Annotated in this window: 17 protein-coding genes and 1 tRNA gene; 8 read left to right on the top strand and 10 right to left on the bottom strand. The window is 69.7% G+C overall.

Translation table 11 applies throughout. From position 1 onward, the window contains the following. Window positions 1-80 precede the first annotated feature (80 nt). The 4 genes from ACIQTP_RS22425 to ACIQTP_RS22410 are packed head-to-tail and all read left to right on the top strand — an operon-like array spanning window position 81 to window position 4,505. The gene (locus ACIQTP_RS22425; RefSeq protein WP_075026312.1) at window positions 81-1,013 is read left to right on the top strand and encodes a branched-chain amino acid ABC transporter permease; all 933 of its coding nucleotides are present in this window, start codon (window positions 81-83) and stop codon (window positions 1,011-1,013) included. Window positions 1,014-1,018: 5 nt separating this feature from the next. Next, window positions 1,019-2,803 carry a branched-chain amino acid ABC transporter permease gene (locus ACIQTP_RS22420; protein WP_403402138.1) on the top strand — a complete coding sequence of 595 codons (1,785 nt, stop codon included), beginning with the start codon at window positions 1,019-1,021 and terminating at the stop codon, window positions 2,801-2,803. A gap of 5 nt (window positions 2,804-2,808) precedes the next feature. Continuing rightward, the gene (locus ACIQTP_RS22415) at window positions 2,809-3,792 is read left to right on the top strand and encodes an ABC transporter ATP-binding protein (protein WP_403402136.1); all 984 of its coding nucleotides are present in this window, start codon (window positions 2,809-2,811) and stop codon (window positions 3,790-3,792) included. Further along, window positions 3,789-4,505, top strand: coding sequence for an ABC transporter ATP-binding protein (locus tag ACIQTP_RS22410; protein ID WP_067363973.1), 717 nt, complete (start codon window positions 3,789-3,791; stop codon window positions 4,503-4,505). The genes ACIQTP_RS22415 and ACIQTP_RS22410 overlap by 4 nt, the downstream gene beginning before the upstream one ends. A gap of 121 nt (window positions 4,506-4,626) precedes the next feature. Here ACIQTP_RS22410 and ACIQTP_RS22405 read toward each other — a convergent pair whose 3' ends face one another. Next, window positions 4,627-5,010 carry a DUF2267 domain-containing protein gene (locus ACIQTP_RS22405; RefSeq protein WP_402043488.1) on the bottom strand — a complete coding sequence of 128 codons (384 nt, stop codon included), beginning with the start codon at window positions 5,008-5,010 and terminating at the stop codon, window positions 4,627-4,629. A gap of 107 nt (window positions 5,011-5,117) precedes the next feature. Then, window positions 5,118-5,768 carry an ANTAR domain-containing response regulator gene (locus ACIQTP_RS22400; RefSeq protein WP_075026314.1) on the bottom strand — a complete coding sequence of 217 codons (651 nt, stop codon included), beginning with the start codon at window positions 5,766-5,768 and terminating at the stop codon, window positions 5,118-5,120. A 99-nt stretch (window positions 5,769-5,867) separates the two neighbouring features. On the opposite strand from ACIQTP_RS22400, the gene ACIQTP_RS22395 reads away from it, so the two are divergent. Both ACIQTP_RS22395 and ACIQTP_RS22390 read left to right on the top strand, forming a co-directional pair. After that, window positions 5,868-5,942: transfer RNA gene (locus tag ACIQTP_RS22395), tRNA-Leu, on the top strand. Between the two features lie 106 nt (window positions 5,943-6,048). After that, entirely contained in the window at window positions 6,049-6,825 is a 777-nt protein-coding gene (locus ACIQTP_RS22390; protein WP_403402132.1) for a transcriptional regulator, read from the top strand. A 9-nt stretch (window positions 6,826-6,834) separates the two neighbouring features. Here ACIQTP_RS22390 and pyk read toward each other — a convergent pair whose 3' ends face one another. Then, a complete protein-coding gene (gene pyk / locus ACIQTP_RS22385; RefSeq protein WP_403402129.1) occupies window positions 6,835-8,271 on the bottom strand; it encodes a pyruvate kinase in 1,437 nt (478 codons plus the stop codon). Window positions 8,272-8,421: 150 nt separating this feature from the next. Further along, window positions 8,422-9,135 (bottom strand): SIMPL domain-containing protein, encoded by a 714-nt coding sequence (locus tag ACIQTP_RS22380; RefSeq protein WP_403402126.1) that lies wholly within the window; start codon window positions 9,133-9,135, stop codon window positions 8,422-8,424. Between the two features lie 138 nt (window positions 9,136-9,273). Here ACIQTP_RS22380 and ACIQTP_RS22375 point away from each other — a divergent pair, with 138 nt between their 5' ends. Continuing rightward, entirely contained in the window at window positions 9,274-11,088 is a 1,815-nt protein-coding gene (locus tag ACIQTP_RS22375; protein WP_403402123.1) for a bifunctional metallophosphatase/5'-nucleotidase, read from the top strand. An 89-nt stretch (window positions 11,089-11,177) separates the two neighbouring features. Here ACIQTP_RS22375 and ACIQTP_RS22370 read toward each other — a convergent pair whose 3' ends face one another. From ACIQTP_RS22370 to ACIQTP_RS22345, 6 genes are all read right to left on the bottom strand, one after another. After that, window positions 11,178-12,599 (bottom strand): lysine N(6)-hydroxylase/L-ornithine N(5)-oxygenase family protein, encoded by a 1,422-nt coding sequence (locus tag ACIQTP_RS22370; RefSeq protein ID WP_403402120.1) that lies wholly within the window; start codon window positions 12,597-12,599, stop codon window positions 11,178-11,180. Next, on the bottom strand, window positions 12,596-13,960 hold the full coding sequence (locus ACIQTP_RS22365; protein ID WP_403402118.1) for a pyridoxal phosphate-dependent decarboxylase family protein: 1,365 nt from the start codon (window positions 13,958-13,960) through the stop codon (window positions 12,596-12,598). Before ACIQTP_RS22365 ends, ACIQTP_RS22370 begins: the two co-directional genes overlap by 4 nt. 586 nt (window positions 13,961-14,546) lie before the next feature. Further along, window positions 14,547-17,036 (bottom strand): aminopeptidase N, encoded by a 2,490-nt coding sequence (gene pepN / locus ACIQTP_RS22360; protein ID WP_403402115.1) that lies wholly within the window; start codon window positions 17,034-17,036, stop codon window positions 14,547-14,549. Between the two features lie 91 nt (window positions 17,037-17,127). Next, window positions 17,128-17,718, bottom strand: coding sequence for a two-component system response regulator (locus tag ACIQTP_RS22355; RefSeq protein WP_403402112.1), 591 nt, complete (start codon window positions 17,716-17,718; stop codon window positions 17,128-17,130). 168 nt (window positions 17,719-17,886) lie between these two features. Beyond that, entirely contained in the window at window positions 17,887-18,255 is a 369-nt protein-coding gene (locus tag ACIQTP_RS22350; RefSeq protein WP_402043512.1) for a chorismate mutase, read from the bottom strand. 11 nt (window positions 18,256-18,266) lie between these two features. Then, window positions 18,267-19,151: an AraC family transcriptional regulator gene (locus tag ACIQTP_RS22345; RefSeq protein ID WP_403402109.1), complete on the bottom strand. Its 885-nt coding sequence runs from the start codon at window positions 19,149-19,151 to the stop codon at window positions 18,267-18,269. Between the two features lie 108 nt (window positions 19,152-19,259). Between ACIQTP_RS22345 and ACIQTP_RS22340 the strand changes: the two genes are divergently transcribed. Next, complete coding sequence (locus ACIQTP_RS22340; protein WP_403402106.1) at window positions 19,260-21,029, top strand: beta-galactosidase family protein; 1,770 nt, start codon at window positions 19,260-19,262, stop codon at window positions 21,027-21,029. Window positions 21,030-21,095: the final 66 nt, after the last annotated feature.

Genomic DNA, 21,095 nt, shown 5'->3' with positions numbered 1-21,095 from the left:
CGCGGCCAAGACCACACGTCACCGCGCGGCCCGTCCCATATACCCCCGTTCACTCTCCCCACCCACATGGAGGCCATGCGGTGAACACCCTGCCGCAGCAGCTGGCCAACGGGCTGTTCCTCGGCTCGATGTACGGGCTGATCGCCATCGGCTACACGATGGTGTACGGCATCGTCCAGCTCATCAACTTCGCCCACGGCGAGATCTTCATGACCGGAGGCTTCGGCGCACTCACGGTCTACCTCTACGTCCTGCCCGACGGCACATCCATGTGGATAGCCCTCCCGGCGATGCTCATCGGCGGCGGACTCGTCGCCGTCCTCATCGCCGTCGGGGCGGAACGGTTCGCCTACCGACCACTGCGCGGCGCGCCACGCCTGGCACCCCTCATCACCGCCATCGGCCTCTCCCTCGCGCTCCAGCAGGCCGTCTTCAACTGGTACCCGAACGCCAAGACCGACCGCAACTTCCCCCAGATCGACGCCGGCCCCTGGCACATCGGGTCCATCAGCATCAGCAGCGGCTCGCTCTTCGTCATCGTCGCCGCCCCCCTCTGCATGGCGGCCCTCGCCCTCTTCGTCAGCATGTCCCGCACCGGACGCGCCATGCAGGCCACCGCCCAGGACCCGGACACCGCCCAGCTCATGGGCATCGACACCAACAAGATCATCGTGATCGCCTTCGCCATCGGCGGCTTCTTCGCCGCCGTCGCCGCCGTCTCCTACGGTCTGCGCTATGGCTCGATCCAATACAACATGGGCTTCCAGATGGGCCTCAAGGCCTTCACCGCCGCAGTCCTCGGCGGCATCGGCAACATCTACGGCGCCATGATCGGCGGCCTCGTCCTCGGCCTCGCCGAGACCATGGCCACCTCCTACATCGACGGCATCCCCGGCATGCAGCAGCTCGGCGGCGGCGGCTGGTCCTCCGTCTGGGCCTTCGTCCTCCTCATCCTCGTACTGCTGTTCAGGCCACAGGGCCTGGTCGGCGAACGCGTCGCGGACAGGGCGTGAACACCATGGCAACCACCGAGAACACCGCCGAGATCACCGCCCCCGCACGCGGTCTGATCGCACTCCCCCAGACCGCCGCGCGGGCCCTCATCGCCGTCGGCGCCGTCGCCACCATCGCCAGCACCTTCATGTCGTGGACCTACACGGCCGACTTCCCCGGGGACCTCACCTACTACGGCTCCCCGGCCGGCCTCCAGATCCTCGACCTCGTCGCCGGCGCGATCACCCTGCTCTTCGCGCTCACCCTCTTCGGTGTCCGCGGCCTGCGCTGGCTCAACCCGGCAGGCGCCACCGCGCCCGTCGTCCTCGCCGCCGCCTCCGCGTTCGCCGTCAGCTGGTTCAGCGCCATCGCCATCGCGGTCGACCTCAAGGGCCTCGTCGCCCTCGACCCCGGCGCCTACGTCACCGCCATCGGCTCCCTGATCGCCCTCGCCGGCGCCCTCGCTCTCCCGAGCCCCGGCGGCACCTTCAAGGACTGGGTCAGCAAGCCCGACCGCATCCCCGCGGCCGAGAAGCTCCCCGGCTGGGCCGAGCGCCTCGTCATCACCGGCGCCACCGCCGTCGCCCTGATCGTCTTCACGTACGGCATCGGCGTCGACCCCGACGCCAGCGAGACCTTCATCGGCTACCTGCTGCTCGTCGTCCTCGGCACCTGGGCACTCCAGGCCGCCGGACTCTTCGACCGGTTCGCCACGCTCAACGCCCGCCACAAGGGATTCGCCACCTCCATGGCGTTCCTCGCCGCCGCGGTCTTCCCCTTCGTCGAGAACAACGAGCACAACGCCAACCTCGGCGTGAACATCCTCGTCGTCGCCACCGTCGCCCTCGGCCTGAACATCGTCGTCGGCCTCACCGGACTCCTCGACCTCGGATACGTCGCCTTCCTCGGCGTCGGCGCCTACGCGGCGGCCCTCGTCTCCGGATCCGAGTTCTCCCGCTTCTCCGGCGTCCAATTCCCCTTCTGGGCCGCCATGCTCACCGGCATGGCCGCGTCGCTCGTCTTCGGCGTCCTCATCGGCGCCCCCACCCTGCGACTGCGCGGCGACTATCTCGCCATCGTCACCCTCGGCTTCGGAGAGATCTTCCGCATCTCCGTCAACAACCTCGACGGCTCCTCCGGACCGAACCTGACCAACGGCCCCAACGGCATCTCGATGATCCCGGACCTCGACATCTTCGGGTTCAACCTCGGGAACTCGCACGACATCGGCTCGATCACCCTCGGCCGCTTCGCGAACTACTTCCTGCTGATGCTGATCATCACCGGCATCGTCGTGATCGTATTCAACCGCGCCGCCGACTCCCGTATCGGCCGCTCCTGGATCGCCATCCGCGAGGACGAGACCGCCGCGACCGCCATGGGCATCAACGGCTTCCGCGTCAAGCTCATCGCCTTCGCCCTCGGCGCCTCCCTCGCCGGCCTCGCCGGCACGGTCAGCGCCCACGTCGGCTACAGCGTCAACCCGGCCCCGTACCAGTTCGCCGGCTCCGTACCGCCCAACTCCGCCTTCCTGCTGGCCGCGGTCGTCCTCGGCGGCATGGGAACGGTCAACGGCCCCATCCTCGGCGCCACCCTGCTCTACCTCCTCCCCGAGAAGCTCGGCTTCCTGAAGGAGTACCAGCTCTTCGCCTTCGGCATCGCGCTCGTGATCCTCATGCGCTTCCGCCCCGAAGGCATCATCGCCAACCGCCGCCGCCAGCTCGAATTCCACGAGTCCGACGACAGCGTCGACATCCCCGAACAAGGCCTGCCCGACTCCACTGTCGGCGTCACCAAGGCAGGGGCGTGACCCACATGACCACCACCACGGCCACCAGCCCCGTACTCGAGGCCAGCGGCGTCACCATGCGCTTCGGCGGCCTCACCGCCGTCCGCAGCGTCGACCTCACCGTCAACTCCGGCGAGATCGTCGGCCTCATCGGCCCCAACGGCGCCGGCAAGACCACCTTCTTCAACTGCCTCACCGGCCTGTACGTGCCGACCGAGGGCAAGGTCTCCTACAAGGGCACCGTCCTCCCGCCCAAGCCCCACCTCGTCACCAGCGCCGGCATCGCCCGCACCTTCCAGAACATCCGGCTCTTCGCCAACATGACCGTCCTGGAAAACGTGCTCGTCGGCCGCCACACCAGGACCAAGGAAGGCCTCTGGTCGGCCCTCCTGCGCGGCCCCGGCTTCCGCAAGGCGGAAGCCGCCTCCCGCGAACGCGCCATGGAGCTGCTGGAGTTCATCGGCCTCGACCACAAGGCCGACCACCTCTCCCGCAACCTCCCCTACGGCGAACAGCGCAAGCTCGAAATCGCCCGCGCCATGGCGAGCGAACCGGGACTTCTGCTCCTGGACGAGCCCACGGCCGGCATGAACCCCCAGGAGACACGCGCTACCGAAGACCTCGTCTTCGCCATCCGCGACAGGGGCATCGCCGTCCTCGTCATCGAGCACGACATGCGCTTCATCTTCAACCTGTCCGACCGCGTCGCGTGCCTCGTCCAGGGCGAGAAGCTCGTGGAGGGCACCTCGGAGGTCGTCCAGGGCGACGAACGCGTCATCGCCGCCTACCTCGGTACCCCCTTCGAGGGCGCCCCCGGCGCGGAAGAGCTCGCCGAGGTCGAAGCCGCCGAGGCGGCGGAGGCCACGCAGACTCCCGAGGCCGCGGAAGCCCCCGAGGTCACCGAGACTCCCGAGGCCACTGAGGCTCCCGAGGCCGCCGAGACTCCTGAGGCCGCCGAGAGCGACGCCGCCACGGAGGGCACCACCAGCAAGGAAGGAAACGCCCAGTGACCGCACTGCTCGAGGTCGAAGACCTCAAGGTCGCCTACGGCAAGATCGAAGCCGTCAAGGGCATCTCCTTCTCCGTCGAAGCCGGCCAGATCGTCACCCTCATCGGCACCAACGGCGCCGGCAAGACGACCACCCTGCGCACCCTCTCCGGGCTCCTCAAGCCCACCGCGGGCCGCATCACCTTCGACGGCAAACCCCTCAGCAACATCCCCGCCCACAAGATCGTCTCCCTGGGCCTCGCCCACTCCCCCGAGGGACGCCACATCTTCCCCCGGCTGACGATCACCGAGAACCTCCAGCTCGGCGCGTTCCTGCGCACCGACAAGGCGGGCATCGAGAAGGACATCCAGCGCGCCTACGACCTCTTCCCCATCCTGGGTGAACGCCGCAAGCAGGCCGCGGGAACCCTCTCCGGCGGCGAGCAGCAGATGCTGGCCATGGGCCGCGCGCTCATGTCCCAGCCCAAGCTGCTCATGCTCGACGAACCCTCCATGGGCCTCTCGCCGATCATGATGCAGAAGATCATGGCCACCATCGCCGAACTCAAGGCCGACGGCACGACCATCCTCCTCGTCGAGCAGAACGCCCAGGCGGCGCTCTCCCTCGCCGATCAGGGACACGTCATGGAGGTCGGCAACATCGTCCTCTCCGGCACCGGACAGGACCTGCTGCACGACGAGTCGGTACGCAAGGCCTACCTGGGCGAGGACTGAGACCAGGCTCCGGCCGTACGACCGTACAGCCGCCGCACGAAGAGGCCCGCGCCCCCAGTCGGGGGGCGCGGGCCTCTTCGTCACTCACACCTGCCACTCGCCCATACCGCTCGCCGGGGAATCAGCCCGCGAAATTCTCGATCGGCCTGGTGAAGTCGGCACCGAGTTGCGACATCGCGTGGCCGAACTCCTTCTCACTGATCGCCTCACGGAGCGTGACCAGCATGGCACGGACGCCGCTGTCTGCCTCGTCCGGCTTGAGCACGTTGCGCTCCGCCACACGCCGCACGAGCTCGTCGTAGTCGAAGCGCTCGATCTCCGCGGTGGCACCCCGCCGAACGGACTCCGCCAGACCCTCCGGGAGCTCCAGCGCCAGGTTCCGCGCCTCACCCGAGCTCAGCCGATGGGCGAGCGTCTCCAGCGTGGCACGCGTGAGATCGGCCGACTCCTGCCGAGACAGGCCCGTACGTTCCGACACCGCTTGGACGAACGCCTTCTCTTCCACGCGCTGTCTCCTTTGCTGCCTTGCCGACCCGAAGGCCACACGGCCCCGGAACCAGCCTGACACGCGGTCGCCGGCCTCGCGCGGGCACCAGCGCGCGGGCCTGTCCGCTAGCCCTTGGAGGACTTCTTCTCCTCGGCGTCCGCGATGACCGCCTCGGCGACCTGCTGCATGGACATACGGCGGTCCATGGAGGTCTTCTGGATCCACCGGAACGCGGCGGGCTCGGTCAGTCCGTACTGCGTCTGCAGCACGGACTTGGCCCGGTCGACCAGCTTGCGGGTCTCCAGGCGCTGACTGAGGTCCGCGACCTCCTTCTCCAGCTGCTTCAGCTCCGTGAACCGCGAGACGGCCATCTCGATCGCCGGTACCACGTCGCTCTTGCTGAAGGGCTTCACGAGGTACGCCATCGCGCCCGCGTCACGGGCCCGCTCGACGAGGTCGCGCTGCGAGAACGCGGTGAGCATCAGCACGGGGGCGATGCTCTCCTCGGCGATCTTCTCGGCCGCCGAGATCCCGTCCAGCTTGGGCATCTTGACGTCGAGGATCACGAGGTCGGGCCGGTGCTCACGAGCCAGCTCGACGGCCTGCTCCCCGTCCCCCGCCTCGCCCACGACGGCGTAGCCCTCTTCCTCGAGCATCTCTTTGAGGTCGAGGCGGATCAGCGCCTCGTCCTCGGCGATGACGACACGGGTCGTCAGCGGAGGCACGTGCGACTTGTCGTCGTCGGCGACGGGCTGGGGCGACTCGGGGGCGGTCACGGGGGCTCCTCGTTCAGGGGCGGGTACTGCTCCCAAGAGCCTACCTAGCTGCGGTATGGTGGACGGGCAGCGGGTCGAGGTAAACCTTCGATTCAACGGGCCCCGGTAGCCCAATTGGCAGCAGGCAATGGATTCAAAACCCATACAGTGTCGGTTCGAGTCCGACTCGGGGCACTTTTCCTTGGATTCCAAGGTCGCCACAGAAAAGCGGATGTTCCCGTTCTGGTGAACATCCGCTTTTTGCTGCGCACGGTCGCGATCACTCGTGCAGAGTAACCGCATGTACGACATGGGCACACGCGAGCGAGCTCTGGCACTTGTCACTCAGGGACGCAGCCTGAACTCCGTGAGCAGGGAGACCGGGGTATCCAGGTCAGCGATCCGTTGCTGGCAATCCCGCGTCGACCCGTTACCCCACATGCAGCGCACACCATGCTCAAGATGCGGCCCGGCAACTGAGCCACCCTCCAACACGGCGGCCTACAGCTACCTCTTGGGGCTCTACCTCGGTGACGGCTGTATCAGCCCCGGCATGCGAGCGGGCCACGTTCTCCGCATCGCATGCGCCAACACTTGGCCAGGCCTCATCGAAGCTTGCGCTGTCGCCATCGAAGCCATCAACCCCAGCCAGAAGTCGAACCGGGTCCAAGCAGTCGGATACGTCTCGGTCGTCGGATACAGCCGGCACTGGCCCTGCCTCTTCCCCCAGCACGGCCCCGGCAAGAAGCACGAGCGCCCGATCGTCCTCGAACCCTGGCAACAGGAAATCGTCGACGCTCACCCGTGGGAATTCATCCGCGGGCTCATCCACTCCGACGGCTGTCGCATCACGAACTGGACGAGCCGCCTCGTCGCTGGAGAGCGCAAGCGCTATGAATACCCCCGGTATTTCCTCACCAACAAGTCCGACGACATCCGGAAGCTCTTTACCGACACCCTCGACCGGGTGGGCGTCGAGTGGACGACGCTGGCGCGCGGCAGCGACCCGTTCAACATCTCCGTCGCCCGCAAAGCCTCCGTCGCTCTCATGGACGCCCACGTCGGGCCCAAGTACTGACAGCCGGAACTATTTGGGGCTGTCGTCCTCTCCGATGTGGTGGACGCGTACGAGGTTCGTGGTGCCCGAGACGCCGGGCGGGGAGCCGGCGGTGATGACGACGATGTCGCCCTTTTCGCAGCGGCCGTACTTCAGGAGGAGTTCGTCCACCTGGTCGACCATCGCGTCGGTGGAGCCGACGTGCGGCCCCAGGAACGTTTCCACGCCCCAGGTCAGGTTCAGCTGGGAGCGGGTGGCCGGGTCGGGGGTGAAGGCCAGCAGGGGGATCGGGGAGCGGTAGCGGGAGAGGCGGCGGACCGTGTCGCCGGACTGGGTGAAGGCGACGAGGAACTTGGCGCCGAGGAAGTCGCCCATCTCCGCCGCCGCGCGGGCGACCGCACCGCCATGGGTGCGGGGCTTGTTCCGGTCGGTCAGGGGCGGCAGCCCCTTGGCGAGGATGTCCTCCTCGGCGGCCTCGACGATGCGGGACATCGTCCGGACGGTTTCCACGGGGTACTTGCCGACGCTCGTCTCGCCGGAGAGCATCACGGCGTCCGTGCCGTCGATGACGGCGTTGGCGACGTCGGACGCCTCGGCTCGCGTGGGGCGGGAGTTGTCGATCATCGAGTCGAGCATCTGGGTGGCGACGATGACCGGCTTGGCGTTGCGCTTGGCCAGCTTGATGGCGCGCTTCTGGACGATCGGGACCTGTTCGAGGGGCATTTCGACGCCCAGGTCGCCGCGGGCGACCATGATCCCGTCGAAGGCGGCGACGATGTCGTCGATCGCGTCCACCGCCTGGGGCTTCTCGACCTTGGCGATGACGGGAAGGCGGCGGCCTTCCTCGTCCATGATGCGGTGGACGTCGTCGATGTCGCGGCCGCTGCGGACGAAGGAGAGGGCGATGACGTCGAAGCCGGTGCGCAGGGCCCAGCGGAGGTCCGCTTCGTCCTTGTCGGAGAGGGCGGGGACGGAGACTGCGACGCCGGGGAGGTTGAGGCCCTTGTGGTCGGAGACCATGCCGCCTTCGACGACGGTGGTGTGGACGTGGGGGCCGTCGACGGCGGTGACTTCGAGGCAGACCTTGCCGTCGTCGACGAGGATGCGTTCGCCGGGGGTGACGTCGGTCGCGAGGCCCGGGTACGTCGTGCCGCAGGTGAGGCGGTCGCCCTCGGCGCCTTCTTCGACGGTGATGGTGAAGGTGTCTCCGCGTTCAAGGAGTACGGGGCCTTCGGTGAAGCGGCCGAGTCGGATCTTCGGGCCTTGAAGGTCGGCGAGCAGTCCGACGCTGCGGCCGGTCTCGTCGGAGGCCTTTCGCACGCGCTGGTAGCGCTCCTCGTGTTCGGCGTAGGTGCCGTGGCTGAGGTTGAAGCGGGCTACGTCCATTCCGGCGTCGACCAGGGCTTTGAGCTGGTCGTACGAGTCGGTGGCGGGGCCCAATGTACAGACGATTTTTGCTCGGCGCATGGTTTGAGCCTAGGCCTTACCGGTCGGTAGAGAATTGGTCCAGCATGACTACTCAACAACCTTTGCATGAAGCCTTATTGACAACAGTTGAATTGTGCGCGGGGGTGCTCTGATGAGCGGGTCGGTACTTTATGGCGACCGGTCCGCGCATTACAGTTCCGGCGGCGCCATGGTGAATCGGGCGTTGACCTGGGCGTAGACGTGTTGGCGTTGGGGTTCGAGGTCGAGGGGGGCGGCTTCTTCGGGGGCGCCGCCGGCGAAGGACATGGAGCGCATGGCGCGGCCGGGGGCCGCGGAGTAGGGCTGGGTGTTCTCGGCGCCGATGTCGGCGAGTTCGACGAGGGCGGCGAGGGTGGTGCCGAGGGCGTCGGCGTATTCGCGGGCGCGTTGGACGGCTTCGCGGACCGCGTGCTGGCGGGCCTGGCGGTGGGAGGGCGAGTCGGGGCGCAGGGCCCACCAGGGGCCGTCGACCCGGGTGAGGTCGAGGTCTGCGAGGCGTGTCGTCAGCTCGCCGAGTGCGGTGAAGTCGGTGAGTTCGGCGGTGAGGTGGACGCGGCCGTGGTAGGCGCGGATTCGTTCGCCGCGGCCGTGTTTCGTGAGTTCCGGGCTGATGGAGAAGGCGCCGGTTTCGAGGCGTTCCACGGCGTCTCCGTAGGACTTCACGAGGTCCATCGCTGTCGCGTTGCGGCGGGTGAGGTCGGCGAGGGCCTCGCGTCGGTCGGTGCCGCGGGCACTGACGGTGATGCCGATGCGGGCGATCTCGGGGTCGACTTCGAGGTGGGCTTCGCCGCGGACGGCGATGCGGGGTGATTCGGGGGTTCCGTAGGGGACTGCGGGTTGGGGTTCCTCTGCGGTGGGGGCCATACGCCCCACTCTGTCACCGGAAGGGTGGTCGTGGTGCCCGGTGGTCACCAGATGGAAACCTCCAGGGCCTGTTCTGGAGTGTCATGCGTGGGTCAGAATCTACGCGCGTCGTTGACCATTTCCCAAGGAGCCATAGACATGCCGTTGAACCGCCGGAAGTTCCTGAAGAAGTCCGCCGTGACGGGTGCGGGGGTGGCGTTGACCGGTGCGGTCGCGGCTCCGTCCGCGCGGGCGGCGACCTCGGTGGCGGCAGGGGGTGGGAAGAAGCCTGTGAAGCGGTACGCCCTCACCGTCATGGGCACGACGGACCTGCACGGACATGTCTTCAACTGGGACTACTTCAAGGACGCGGAGTACAAGGACACGGCGGGCAACGCGCAGGGTCTGGCGCGGATCTCGACGCTGGTGAACGAGATCCGCAAGGAGAAGGGGCGTTGCAACACCCTCCTTCTGGACGCGGGCGACACGATCCAGGGCACCCCGCTGACGTACTACTACGCGAAGGTGGACCCGATCACCGCCAAGGGCGGTCCGGTACACCCGATGGCGCAGGCGATGAACGCGATCGGCTATGACGCGGTGGCGCTGGGCAACCACGAGTTCAACTACGGCATCGAGACGCTGCGGAAGTTCGAGTCGCAGTGCCGCTTCCCGCTGCTGGGTGCGAACGCGCTGGACGCGAAGACGCTGAAGCCGGCTTTCCCCCCGTACTTCATGAAGACGTTCCACGTGCCGGGTGCCCCGTCGGTGAAGGTGGCGGTGCTCGGTCTGACGAACCCGGGTATCGCGATCTGGGACAAGGCGTACGTCCAGGGGAAGTTGACGTTCCCGGGGCTGGAGGAGCAGGCGGCGAAGTGGGTGCCGAAGCTGCGGTCGATGGGTGCGGACGTGGTCGTCGTGTCGGCGCACTCCGGTGCGTCCGGCACGTCGTCCTACGGTGATCAGCTGCCCTACGTGGAGAACTCGGCGGCGCTCGTCGCCCAGCAGGTGCCGGGGATCGACGCGATTCTCGTCGGGCACGCGCATGTGGAGATCCCGGAGCTGAAGGTCACCAACACCAAGACCGGCAGGACGGTGGTGCTGTCGGAGCCGCTGGCGTATGCGGAGCGGCTGTCGGTGTTCGACTTCGAGCTGGTCTTCGAGAAGGGCAAGTGGCAGGTCGAGTCGGTGGCGGCGTCCGTCCGCAACTCGAACTCGGTCGCCGACGACCCGAAGATCACCCGGCTGCTGAAGGACGAGCACGACGTGGTGGTGGCGTACGTCAACCAGGTCGTCGGCAAGGCCACGGACACGCTGACGACGGTCGAGGCGCGTTACAAGGACGCCCCGATCATCGACCTGATCACCAAGGTGCAGGAGGACGTGGTCAAGGCGGCGCTGGTGGGCACGGAGTACGCGTCGCTGCCCGTGATCGCGCAGGCCTCGCCGTTCTCGCGCACCTCCGAGATCCCGGCCGGCAATGTGACGATCCGGGATCTGTCGAGCCTGTACGTGTACGACAACACGCTGGTCGCGAAGGTGCTGACGGGGGCGCAGGTGCGGGCGTACCTGGAGTACTCGGCGAACTACTTCGTGCGGACGGCGGCCGGTGCGGTGATCGACACGGAGAAGCTGACCAACGCGAACAACCGTCCGGACTACAACTACGACTATGTGTCGGGGCTCCGGTACGACATCGACATCGCGCAGGCGGAGGGTTCACGGATCAAGAACCTGACGTACGACGGTGCGGCGCTGGACGACGCGCAGCAGTTCGTGTTCGCGGTGAACAACTACCGGGCGAACGGTGGCGGTGCCTTCCCGCATGTGGCGTCCGCGAAGGAGGTCTGGTCGGAGTCGACGGAGATCCGTACGCGGATCGCCGAGTGGGTGACCGCGAAGGGTGTGCTCGACCCGAAGGAGTTCGCTTCGGTGGACTGGAAGCTCACGCGGGACGGCGCGCCTGTCTTCTAGCACGCCTGTTTTCCAGCACTCCCGGGCTCGCACGCTTGTTCTAGCGCGCTTGTTCTCTGGACCCCGGGCATGTGCCCGGGGTCTTCTTCTTACCGTCCGTCGACCAGCGGGGTGAGGGTCTGGGCGGTGTGGCGGGCGGGCGGGACCTGGGACTGTGGTTCGAGTCCGAAGGTGGTGAAGGCCGTGCGGCGCGGGAGCGGGTAGGGGTCCTTGCCCGTCAGCGAGTTGAGGATGGTGGCGCTGCGCCAGGCCGCGAGTCCGAGGTCGGGGGCGCCGACGCCGTGGGTGTGGAGTTCGGCGTTCTGGACGTAGACGCGGCCGGTGACGGAGGGGTCGAGGACCAGGCGGAACTGGTCGTCGATGCTGGTGCGTTCGGCGCTGTCGCGGCACAGGTAGGGGTCGAGTCCGGCGAGGATCTGGCCGAGCGGGCGTTCGCGGTACCCGGTGGCGAGGACCACGGCGTCGGTGGTGAGGCGGGTGCGGGCGCCCTGCTGGCCGTGTTCGAGGTGGAGTTCGACCTTGGTGGTGGCAACGCGGCCCGCGGTGCGGACGGTGACGGCGGGGGTGAGGACGGCGTCGGGCCAGCCGCCGTGGAGGGTGCGGCGGTAGAGCTCGTCGTGGATGGCGGCGATGGTGTCGGCGTCGATGCCCTTGTGGAGTTGCCATTGGGCGGCGACGAGCCGGTCGCGTACGGGCTCGGTGAGGGCGTGGAAGTAGCGGGTGTAGTCGGGGGTGAAGTGTTCGAGGCCGAGCTTGGAGTACTCCATCGGGGCGAAGGCCTCGGTGCGGGCGAGCCAGTGGATCTTCTCGCGGCCGGCGGGCCGGTTGCGCAGGAGGTCGAGGAAGACCTCGGCGCCGGACTGCCCCGCGCCGATCACGGTGATGTGTTCGGCGGTGAGGAAGCGTTCGCGGTGGGCGAGGTAGTCCGCGGCGTGGATGACGGGCACGCCGGGGGCTTCGACGAGGGGTTTGAGGGGCTCGGGGATGTGGGGTGCGGTGCCGACGCCGAGGACGATGTTGCGGGTGTAGGTCCGGCCGAGGGCCTCGGCTTCGCCCTCGCTGTCGAGCTGGGTGAAGTCGACTTCGAAGAGGGTGCGTTCGGGGTTCCAGCGGACGGCGTCGACCTGGTGTCCGAAGTGGAGTCCGGGGAGGCGGCCCGCGACCCAGCGGCAGTAGGCGTCGTACTCGGCGCGCTGCATGTGGAAGCGCTCGGCGAAGTAGAAGGGGAAGAGGCGGTCGCGGTCCTTGAGGTAGTTGAGGAAGGACCAGGGGCTGGCGGGGTCGGCGAGGGTGACCAGGTCGGCCAGGAAGGGGACTTGGAGGGTGGCGCCGTCGATGAGCAGGCCCGGGTGCCAGTCGAAGCCGGGGCGTTGTTCGTAGAAGACGCTGTCGAGTTCGGGGAGGGAGTGGGCGAGGGCGGCGAGGGAGAGGTTGAACGGGCCGATGCCGATGCCCACGAGGTCGCGGGGCGCGTCGGGCTCGTGGGGTGGGGGGAGGGGCGTCGGGCTCATCGGGGTGTGTGTCCTTCCACCAGTTTCAGGAGCGCGGCCAGGTCGCCCGGCCGGGTGTGGGGGTTGAGGAGGGTGGCTTTGAGCCAGAGCCGGTCGTCGAGCAGGGCTCGGCCGAGGACGGCGCGTCCTTCGTGGAGCAGGGTGCGGCGTACGGCGGCGACGGCTTCGTCGGAGGCCTCGGCGGGGCGGAACAGGACGGTGCTGAGGGTGGGCGGGTCGTAGAGCTCGAAGCCGGGGTGTGCTTCGACGAGATCCGCCAGTTCGACGGCGTGGGCGCAGACCTGGTCGACGAGCGCGCCGAGTCCCGCTCGTCCCAGGGTTTTGAGGGTGACGGCGACTTTGAGGATGTCGGGGCGTCGGGTGGTGCGCAGGGAGCGGCCCAGGAGGTCGGGGAGGCCCGCTTCGGTGTCGTCGTCGGCGTTGAGGTAGTCGGCGCGGTGGCTCAGGGCGTCGAGGTCGTGGGGGTCCTTGACGACGAGGAGGCCTGCGGCGACGGGCTGCCAGCCGAGTTTGTGCAGGTCGAGGGTGACGGTGTGGGCGCGGTCGAGTCCGTCGAGTTTGCCGCGGTGGTGGTCGCTGAAGAGGAGGCCTCCGCCGTAGGCGGCGTCGATGTGGAGGCGGGTGCCGTGGGCTTCGCAGAGGTCGGCGATGTCGGGCAGGGGGTCGATGAGTCCGGCGTCGGTGGTGCCCGCGGTGGCGGCTACGAGGAGGGAGCCACGGAGGCCTTGGAGTTCGGTGAGGGCTTCGTCGAGGGCGGCGAGGTCCATGGTGCCGGCGGGGGCGGGGACGACGACGGGGTCGGGCAGGCCGAGGAGCCAGGCGGCGCGGGGCAGGGAGTGGTGGGCGTTGGCGCCGTGGATGAGCCGCACGCCGGCGTGTGCCTCTCGGGCGAGGAGGAGGGCGAGTTGGTTGGACTCGGTGCCGCCGGTGGTGACCAGGGCGTCGCCGGCGCCGATCTCCTGGGCCAGGGCCCGGGTGACGAGTGCCTCCAGTTCCGAGGCGGCCGGGGCCTGGTCCCAGGAGTCCATGGAGGGGTTGAGGGCGGAGGCGGCGAGGTCGGCGGCGGTGGCGACGGCGAGGGGTGGGCAGTGCAGGTGGGCGGCGCACAGGGGGTCGGCGGGGTCGGCTGCGCCCTCGGCGAGAGCCCGTACGACGACGCGTAGGGCGTCTTCGGTTCCCTGCTCGGGCAGTACGTCGCCGACGGCGTCCCGTACGCGCCGGGCCACGCTCTCCGGTCCGCCGGCGGGCAGCGGTCCCCCGCGGGCCTCGCCGCCCTCGCGCAGTGCGTCGAGGACGGTGTCGAGCAGCGGCCGCAGCGTGCCGGGACCTTCGGGGCCTGAGGCGAGGGGCGGCGTGCTCATGAGGTGTCCTCCGGTGGGCGCGCGGCAGGGGGAGTACCAGCCTGTACGGGGATGGGCCTGCGCGCCCTGAAAGGTCAACGATCCGACCCGAATGGGGGTACTGGTGGGCGGAGGAAATGTGGGTGGGGGGTGTAGGTGCTAGACGCCACGCCGGGCCCCGGAGCCGCCTTTCCTCGCCCCCGCCGCCCCTACCCGTCCCCTCCTCAACCTGGGGGCTCCGCCCCCAGACCCCCCATCGGCCTGAACGGCCTCGTCCTCAAACGCCGGACAGGCTGAAAGACGCGCGCCAGCGCCCTTGAGGGACGCGGGGAACTGCGCGCCCAGCGCGGGACGCGGGGCGAAGCCCCGGCCTCAGGGGCGCGGGGAACTGCGCGCTCAACCCCCACCGGCCCGCAGCCAAACAATCCGGGCAGCCGGGAAATGCGGGGCGCAGCCCCCGCCTCAGGGCGCGGGGAACCGCGCGAACAACCCCCACCCGCCCACAGCCGAACGACCCGGGTGGGCGGGGACGCGGGGCGCAGCCCCCGCCTCAGGGGCGCGGGGAACCGCGCGAACAACCCCCACCCGCCCGCAGCGAAGGCCGTGGTTATGCGGTTCGTACCTTCAACGCTCGTGCCAGGTCGTCGAGTTGGTCGACGATTTTGCGGCGGAGGGCGGGGATGAGGTCGGCGTCGCGAAGGCACGCTTCGCCGAGGGCGAGGGTTTCGGGGGTGACGGCGTGGACGGGGAACGCGTAGCGCCCGGCGGCATCGGCGATGGCGGGGCCGCGACGCGCGGCGACGGCGACGGCGTCGGTCCAGTAGCGCTCGACGTACTCCCGGACGAGGTGGGTCTGTTCGGGCTGCCAGAAGCCCTGGGCGGTGGCGATGAAGAGGTAGTTGGAGAGGTGGTCGGAGGTGAACATCTCCTCCCAGGCGCGGCGCTTGGCCTCGGGGTCGGGCAGCGCGGCGCGGCAGCGGGCGGCGCCTTCCTGGCCGGTGGCGCTGGGGTCCTGGACGAGTTCGGCCTCGATGACGGCGTCGTCGATGGTGCCGAGGACGGCGAGCCGGCCGAGGATGCGCCAGCGCAGTTCGGGGTCGAGTTCGGGTCCGCCGGGGACGGTGCCTTCGGAGAACCAGGCGCTGATGGTGTCGGGGTGGGCGGCGACGTCGATGTAGTGGCGTACGGCGGTGAGGCGCAGGCCGGGGTGGGAGCCGTCCTCGGTGCGGCGGATGAGGTCGCGGCAGAGGTCGGTGAGGGTGGCGAGGGCGGTGGGGCGATCCTCGGCGGGGAGGTAGCGGTCGGCGACCTGGGCGGCGGCGAACGACAGGACGCCCTGGACGAGGGCGAGGTCGCTCTCGTGCGGGAGGTGGGCGCGGGCGGCGTCGATGTAGGCCATGGCGGGCAGTTCGCCGTCGCGGACGGCGTCGCGCAGGGCGTTCCAGACGACCGCGCGGGTGAGGGGTTCGGGCAGTCCGGCGAGGGTGGTGCGCACGGCCTGGAAGGACTCGGGGTCGAAGCGGACCTTGGCGTAGGAGAGGTCGCCGTCGTTGAGGAGGAGCAGGGCGGGGCGCTTGCCGATCACGGTCGGCTCGGTTCCCGGAATGTCGGCTTCGAGGCGGTCGCGCAGGGTGAGGCGGCCTTCGCCGCCGAGGTCGTTGTCGTAGAGGCCGACGGCGATGCGGTGCGGGCGGCTGCCGTGGTGTTCGACGGTGAGGGTGTGGGTGCCGTCGGGCCCGGCGGTGAGGGTGGGGGTGAGGGTGTCGACGCCGGTGGTGCGCAGCCAGGAGTCGGCCCAGGCGTGGACGTCGCGTTCGGTGGCGGAGGCGAGGTTGTCGATGAAGTCGGCGAGGGTGGCGTTGGCGAACTTGTGGCGGGCGAAGTGGGTGTTGATGCCGGCCAGGAAGTCCTTCTCGCCGAGCCAGGTGACGAGTTGGCGCAGGGCGGAGGCGCCCTTGGCGTAGGAGATGCCGTCGAAGTTGAGCATGGCGGACGCGGTGTCGGGGACGGCGTCCGGGTCGGGGGCGACGGGGTGGGTGGAGGGGCGCTGGTCGGCGTCGTAGCCCCAGGGTTTGCGGGTGACGCCGAAGTCGGTCCAGGTGTCGGTGAAGCGGGTGGCTTCGGTGAGGGTCTGGTAGCCCATGTACTCGGCGAAGGACTCGTTCAGCCAGATGTCGTCCCACCAGCGCAGGGTGACGAGGTCGCCGAACCACATGTGGGCCATTTCGTGGGCGATGACCATGGCGCGGGTCTGGCGTTCGTTGTCGGTGACGGCGGAGCGGTAGACGTACTCGTCGCGGAAGGTGACGAGGCCGGGGTTCTCCATGGCGCCGGCGTTGAATTCGGGGACGAACGCCTGGTCGTAGGAGTCGAAGGGGTAGGGCTCGTCGAACTTCTCGTGGTAGCGGTCGAAGCAGGCGCGGGTGATTTCGAGGATCTCGTCGGCGTCGGCGTCGAGGTAGGGGGCGAGCGAGCGGCGGCAGTGGAGGCCGAAGGGCAGGCCGCGGTGCTCGGTGCGGACGGAGTGCCAGGGGCCGGCGGCGACGGCGACGAGGTAGGTGGAGATCAGCGGGGTGGGGGCGACCTGCCAGCGGCCCTCCCCCAGGTGTTCGGTGACGCCGTTGGCGAGGACGGTCCAGCTGTCGGGGGCGGTCACCGAGAGTTCGAAGACGGCCTTCAGGTCGGGCTGGTCGAAGGCGGCGAAGACGCGCTGGACGTCCTCCATGAACAGCTGGGTGTAGAGGTAGGTCTCGCCGTCGGTGGGGTCGGTGAAGCGGTGCATGCCCTCGCCGGTGCGGGAGTAGCGCATCCGTGCGTCGACGCGCAGTTCGTGCTCGCCCGCGGTGAGGCCCTTGAGGGGCAGCCGGTTCTCGTCGAGGGTCTCGGGGTCGAGGGGCTGTCCGTCGAGGGTGGCGGAGCGCAGCTCGGCGGGCTTCAGCTCGACGAAGGTGTCCGCGTCGGCGCGGGCGGTGAACCGGATGACGGTCAGGGAGTCGAAGGTCTCGTCCCCGCGGGTCACGTCGAGTGCGATCCCGTAGTGGTGGACGTCGAGGAGCTGGGCACGGGTCTGCGCTTCGTCGCGCGTCAGTACGGACATGGGGGACATGCTGCCTGATGGCTCGGACAGGACACAGGGGTGGCCCGGTATACGGCGTTTATCCGGCATGGGCGCGGCGGGATCGGCGTATTCAGGCGGTGCGGTCCTGCTCCCGTGCCTCTCGTGCGCCCCACGCGTCCCGTGCGCCCCGTGCCTCCCGTGCTTCCCGTGCGTCGGCGTGGCCGTCGCGTTGCGGGGGGACGCGGGTGTCGGTGTGGGGGCGGCCCGGCGCGGGCGGTGTGGGGCGTTCCTTGGTCCGGGCGCGTAACTCGCGCACCTCCGCCTCCAGGGCCCGGCGGCGCTGGTGGGTGTCGTACAGGTAGCGGACCTTGGTGCGCAGGGTCCAGGGGTCGACGGGTTTCATGACGAGGTCGGCGACGCCGAGGGCGAACGCGGTGGCGGACAGTTCGGTGTCCGGTCCGAAGCCGGTGAGCAGGATGACGGGGATGTGCTGGGTCTGTTCCACGCGGCGCATGTACCGCACGACGTCGAGGCCGCCGACGCCGGGCATGCGCACGTCGAGGAGGAGCAGTCCGACCTGGCCGCGCAGCACTTCCTTGAGGGCGTCGTCGCCGCTGGTCGCGCGGGTCACGAGGTGGCCCAGCGGGGCGAGGGCGCTTTCGAGCGCGTACAGCGTGTCCTCGTGGTCGTCGACGACGAGGATCTTGGCATCCGACGGCATGGCCCGACGTCCCCTCGATCGGCCACATGCCGGGCCGGTACGGGCGGGGGCGGGTGCCACGGGTGGCGGGTGCCCTGGAGCCCGTACGGACAGTCGGCCGGCATGTGCCATTGGCCTGACACCTGACAGGGAGTGCTCACGCAGGATGCACGCTGGGGGCGCCCGGTGTCACTCCCCCGTGGCCGACGCGCCGCGCCCGGCGCCGTCCGCGATGCTCTCGTGGTGGCGGATGACCTCGGCAATGATGAAATTCAGCAACTTTTCCGCGAAGGCCGGATCCAGCTTGGCGCTCTCGGCGAGGCGGCGCAGCCGGGCGATCTGGTGGGCCTCGCGGGACGGGTCGGCGGGCGGCAGCTGGTGGGCGGCCTTGAGATGGCCGACCTGTTGGGTGCATTTGAAGCGTTCGGCGAGCATGTGGACGACGGCGGCGTCGATGTTGTCGATGCTGTCGCGCAGCCGGGCGAGTTCCGCGCGCACGGCGGGGTCGACCTCGCCGCCCGTTCCGTCGTTGCCGTTGCTGGTGTTGCTGGTGGTCATGAGGAGCAACTTTACGTGGCGTGCCGGGGCTCGATCATGGGCGGATCGTCGGGGTCGGGTATGCGGTCGCTCCAGCCGCCGGGGAGGGTGCGGCCCTGTTGTTCGCGGAAGCGGACGGGGGCCATGCCGACACGGCGGGTGAACAGGCGGGAGAAGTAGGCGGGGTCGTCATAGCCGACGCGTCGGGCGACGGCGGCGACGGGGAGTTCGGTGGCGGCGAGGAGTTCCTTGGCGCGGCCCAGGCGGATGCCGAGGAGGTAGTCCTTGGGGCTGCGGCCGGCGCCGCGGCGGACGGCGGCGCGCAGTTCGGCGGGGGTCATGCCGTGCCGGGCCGCGTGCTCGGCGACGGACAGTGGCTGGAACGCGTCACGGGCGAGGGCGTGCAGGACGGGGTCGCCGTCGGGAGCGAGGTCGGCGCGGGCGCGGCGCAGTGCGACGAGGAGTTCGTGGACGGTGGCGCCGGTCTCGACTTCGAGGAGGGGGTTGCCGCGGCGGGCGGCGCGGGCGATGCGGCCGACGGTGGCGCGGGCGCCGGTGGCGTCGGAGAGCGGCACGACGGGGCGGTCGGGTTCGATGTAGCCGAGTTCGGTGTACGTGGCGGTGGCGGGCCCGGTGAAGTCGACGAAGCACTCGTCCCAGCTGGGGTCGGGCCCGTAGTGGTGGGGTACGCCGGGGGTGAGCCAGAGCAGGGCGGGCGCGGTGACGGTGTGGTGGTGTCCGTCGGGGCCCCGGAACCAGCCGCCGCCCGCGCTGACGACGACGGCCACGTGGTGGTCGAGGGTGCGGGGCCCGACGGTGGGCAGTTCGCCGTGCTGCAGGCCCACGCCGAGGCAGGCGAGGCCGAGCCGGTGGTGGACGGGAGCGGGGGAGAAATAGCGCATCCAGGTGTGGTGCATCCGCGCGCCTCCCCTCCTCCGCGCCCTCGTGCCGGCGTCACTCTTTGGTCCAACCAGAGCTGATCTTTGTCCATGGACGCGGCCGCCGCCAGAGGTGAGGGTGAGCGCATGAGCGAGTTCACGGTGGGGGACACGGATTTTCTGCTGGACGGGCGCCCGGTGCGGCTGCTGTCGGGCGCGTTGCACTACTTCCGGGTGCACGAGGAGCAGTGGGGGCATCGGCTGAGGATGCTGCGGGCGATGGGGCTCAACTGTGTGGAGACGTACGTCCCGTGGAATCTGCACGAGCCGCGCCCGGGCGAGTACCGGGACGTCCAGGCGCTGGGCCGGTTCCTGGAGGCCGTACGGGAGGCGGGCCTGTGGGCGATCGTGCGCCCCGGCCCGTACATCTGCGCGGAGTGGGAGAACGGGGGGCTGCCGCACTGGCTGACGGGGAAGCTCCGCACCAGGGACGAGGAGTACGTGGGGCACGTGGAGCACTGGTTCCACCAGGTGCTGCACGAGATCGTGCCGCGGCAGATCGACCGCGGCGGTCCGGTGCTGATGGTGCAGGTGGAGAACGAGTACGGAAGCTACGGCTCCGACCAGGTGTATCTGCGGCGCCTGGTGGACGTGCTGCGGGCCAAGGGCGTGAGCGTCCCGCTGGTCACCTCGGACGGTCCCGAGGACCACATGCTGGGCGGCGGTTCGATCCCCGGTGTCCTCGCGACCGTCAACTTCGGCTCCCGCGCACGCGCGGCCTTCGAGGTGCTGCGCCGGCACCGGTCCGAGGGGCCGCTGATGTGCATGGAGTTCTGGTGCGGCTGGTTCGACCACTGGGGCGGCGAGCACGTCGTACGGGATGCGGGGGACGCGGCGCAGGCGTTGCGCGAGATCCTGGAGTGCGGGGCTTCGGTCAACCTGTACATGGCGCACGGGGGTACCAGCTTCGCGGGCTGGGCGGGGGCGAACCGGGGCGGGGGCGCGTTGCACGAGGGCCCCTTGGAGCCGGACGTCACCTCCTACGACTACGACGCGCCCATCGACGAACTGGGGCGCCCCACCGAGAAGTTCTGGCGCTTCAGGGAGATCCTGGCCGCGTACGCCGAGGGGCCGCTGCCGGAGCTGCCGGCCGCGCCCGCGCCGCTCGGTGCGGGCGCGGCCGTGGACCTTCGGGAGTGGGCCGCGCTGGACGCCGTACTGGAGACACTGGGCGGCCGGGACGCCGAGTACCCCGTCCCGCCCACCTTCGAGGAACTGGACGTCGACCGGGGGCTGGTGAAGTACGAGGTGACCGTCCCCGGCCCGCGGCAGCCGTACCCCCTCCGGCTGCGCGGGCTGCGGGACCTGGCGGTGGTGTACGTCGACGGCGCGGCGGCCGGGGTGCTCACTGAGGACGATCCGGTGCTCAAGGAGCCTGTCGCGGGGCACGCGCGCGTGGAGGCGTGGGTGGAGTCCCTGGGGAGGGTCAACTATGGTCCGCGTTCGGGTGAGCCGAAGGGCATCACCGGGGGGATGTTGCACGAGCGGCAGTATCTGCACGGGGTGCGGGCGCGGGGGCTGCGTCTCGACGCGTTCGACGGTGGGGGTGTGGGGCGGGTGCCGTTCGGGGGGTTGCCGGCGGAGGGCGGTCGCGGGCTGTACCGGGGGACCGTGGAGGTGCGTGGCGCCGGGGACGCCTTCCTCGAACTTCCGGGCTGGACGCGGGGGTTCGTGTGGGTCAACGGGTTCGGTCTCGGGCGGTACTGGTCGGTGGGGCCGCAGCGGTCGTTGTACGTTCCCGGGCCGGTGCTGCGTGAGGGTGCCAACGAGGTGTGGATCCTGGAGCTCCAGGAGGCGTCGCCGAGGGCGCCGGTCCTCGGCGCACCGGACGCGGTGTCGCCTGCGGCGGGCCGGTGACGGTCGGCTGAGCGGCGGGCGGAAGCAACCCCCTTCTCTCGCCCCCGCCGCCCCTACCCGTCCCAT

It is taken from the genome of Streptomyces sp. NPDC090798 (assembly GCF_044768965.1).
In the GTDB taxonomy this organism is placed as follows: Bacteria; Actinomycetota; Actinomycetes; order Streptomycetales; family Streptomycetaceae; genus Streptomyces.
This window is presented reverse-complemented; position numbering and strand designations above follow the sequence as displayed.